Origin of the sequence: uncultured Maribacter sp. (genome assembly GCF_947496775.1) — a bacterium.
Lineage (GTDB): Bacteria > Bacteroidota > Bacteroidia > Flavobacteriales > Flavobacteriaceae > Maribacter_B.
Map to the genome: position 1 here is coordinate 1 of NZ_CANMDU010000031.1, position 2643 is coordinate 2643.

The window sequence follows — 2643 nt, forward strand, 5'->3', positions numbered from 1 at the left end:
CACCTAATTACGTGCACCAATGTGCCGCTTAAAAACAAATATTAATCCGTAGCCGTATTTTAGGACGTGACATTTAAGAAACATTGAGAAACTTAATAATCATTCTTACTATATTTTGCTTTCTGTCTTGCAATAGAAAGGGTGAAATCCCAAAAGAATTGAATTACTCTTTTGAGTATTTAAATGAGATCTGGACTGCGGAGGATATCGAAACTTTCAAGAATATAAAGGAAAATGATACAACACCGAATAATTTACATTTTGGAATCGGATTACACTTGAGAAATAATTTATTAAGACATCACTCTAAATCGGACTCTATTGTGGCATATTTTAATTCGTTAGGAATAACTCACTATGATTATATGTCTGGATTAATATTATATTCTTATCATCAACATTTGAATGGTGAAAAAGTTTACATTCAAGATAAAGTCAACGAAATAATTGAAAGTGAAAAGCCTTATGTTGAGTGTGCGAAAGAACAGAAAATTATAGGTTATGAAAAATATAAAAAGTATCAAATAAATGACACTATAAATATTAAGATGCCAGTTAGTGAATATAATAGTGTTTTTGACCGTAACTGTCCTAATTTAGATTGGGACTTTCGTAAATCTTTTGATTTATCTGTTAACGGAATTGTAACTAATAAATATTATTCGAATGATTCTCTTTTTGCAAATTTAAAAGTAAAAATTCTGACTAAAAATCATCCAAAGACGGAAATTATGATGCAAGAAGTTAACGTTGGAGATGAATTCGAAGTTCCATTAATTGATAGTGCGTGGAAAATAAAAACTACTGGCAACAATGGCTATAATTAATGCGGGTTTAGGCTTTGAACTTAAGGTCTGTGTATATCTAGAGAGTCCGCCAAATCATTTTGATTTGGCTTTAAAATGAAAAAATAAAACAAAATAAAAAGTTTTGGCTAAGTGCTTAATCTGAAATTCAGTGATTTTAATTCCCGCACTAACCATAGCCGAGACGTTGTAACACATTATGAAAAAGCTATTAGTCGGAATTGTAATTTTGTTCTCAATGTTTGGATTTTCACAGACCAAAAGAGCTACTGACTCATTGAAATTAAGAGTTTTTAATAACGGCAAGTATCTTATAAAAGAACTAAAAATAAATATCGAGGGAAAAGAATATGCATTCAAGGACATTTTGAAAAACAAATATTCTGAATCTATAAAATTACCCTATATCTGGAATTATGGAAATTCATTGACTACAACTGTAATAATAAAGAAAATGTTTGCTTATGACTGGTGGGTAACTTCTGAGGAAATGCCCATTGACCATATTGGGGACAAGAAAATAGAAAATGGAGAATATACTTTAAGCGTGAAAACACGAATGAAAAAAAAGCAACTTGATGTAGAGCGGGAGTTAATAAAATGGGTAAAAAAATCTTCACAATAAAAAACATAGCATTAGGAATTGGTTTCGTACTTGTGGACTTAGCTATTTATGTGGTATTGGGACTATTGCTCATGGACTACGATGATTTTTATGATGAAAGTAAAGGAGCTTATTGGAGTTTAGAAAGTATGACAACTTCACAGAAAACAACATACATTGGATTGAATATTTGGCATGTTATAAATGTAATTATTATTGGGTACGTGATTTATAGAATAGTCCGGTCGTGGAAAAATAACGTGTTACAACAAAACCTATAAACAATACGGGCTTCTCTCCTATTCGAATGGTTTGCGTATTTTTATGAAGACCGCAAAATCTTTTGGATTTTGCTCTGGACAGGAAAAAATAAATCAAAACAAAAAGATTTCGCTATGTGCGTGGCGGAAAGCAAACGCCAATTTGCTCCCGTACTGTTCATAGCTCAACCGTTACCACACATTTTGAGACACTAAAAAATGCACTATAAATTCACCTTTAAAATCGGAATAATATTCTTGTTACTGACCTCGTGTAAAATCGAGACAAAAAGTTATGAAGAAATTGAAAATCCAACAGAATTTAAAAAGGGTGAGTGGATTAGCGATAGAGATTCTTTAAATGGTGTTAGTATTAGAAAAGGGAAACTTGCATTTTTTGAGAATATGAAATTCGTTGCAGATAGTATTTATAACTATGAAGTAGTTGACTCAGTAAGTATTACCAGAACTCGAAAAAATAATATTGGGACTTTCATAAAAAGAATGAATTTATCGGACACTCTATATTCTGAAATAATTGATTTTACTGATAGCACTCTGTCTTTGAGAAAAGATAGTGAAATCAAAAAGTATAAACTGAAATAAAAAAATTACGGTGCGAATTTCCAATCTAAACGCAAATGGACTTCACTCATATGCAACTGTTGCTTCGAGGGACTTCTTAGCTTGTTTGAGAAAAAAACGTGTGGTAACAAAACCTATACGTAATGCGGACTTTTGGGTTTAAACGGAATAGTTTGCGTATTTTTAGAGTGTCGCTAAATCTTATGGATTTAGCTTTTGAACGAACAAAAAATAAAACTAAACAATAAGCTTTAGCTTCATGCAAAGACGGAAACGAAAATGTTTCCTTTCCTCCGCACTACGCATAGCTAAACCGTTGGCAGTAACTTACCTAGTAAAAAAAGAGAAACTAAGCGCTTCCCTCCTTTTTTTTGTTGTTTACCCTATA

Annotated in this window: 4 protein-coding genes; all 4 read left to right on the top strand. The window is 31.7% G+C overall.

The genetic code is table 11. From position 1 onward, the window contains the following. The first annotated feature begins 158 nt into the window (after positions 1 to 158). The 4 genes from Q0856_RS17845 (at position 159) to Q0856_RS17860 (ending at position 2276) form a co-directional block, all read left to right on the top strand. On the top strand, positions 159 to 827 hold the full coding sequence (locus Q0856_RS17845) for a DUF6794 domain-containing protein (RefSeq protein WP_298507179.1): 669 nt from the start codon (positions 159 to 161) through the stop codon (positions 825 to 827). 178 nt (positions 828 to 1005) lie between these two features. Then, the gene (locus tag Q0856_RS17850; protein ID WP_298507180.1) at positions 1006 to 1431 is read left to right on the top strand and encodes a hypothetical protein; all 426 of its coding nucleotides are present in this window, start codon (positions 1006 to 1008) and stop codon (positions 1429 to 1431) included. A 32-nt stretch (positions 1432 to 1463) separates the two neighbouring features. After that, a complete protein-coding gene (locus tag Q0856_RS17855; RefSeq protein WP_298507183.1) occupies positions 1464 to 1691 on the top strand; it encodes a hypothetical protein in 228 nt (75 codons plus the stop codon). Positions 1692 to 1928: 237 nt separating this feature from the next. Next, positions 1929 to 2276: a hypothetical protein gene (locus Q0856_RS17860; RefSeq protein WP_298507184.1), complete on the top strand. Its 348-nt coding sequence runs from the start codon at positions 1929 to 1931 to the stop codon at positions 2274 to 2276. Positions 2277 to 2643: the final 367 nt, after the last annotated feature.

Excerpts from the sequence above, each read along its gene's own strand:
- Q0856_RS17850 (WP_298507180.1), top strand. The coding sequence starts at position 1,006 with ATGAAAAAGCTATTAGTCGGAATTGTAATTTTGTTCTCAATGTTTGGA.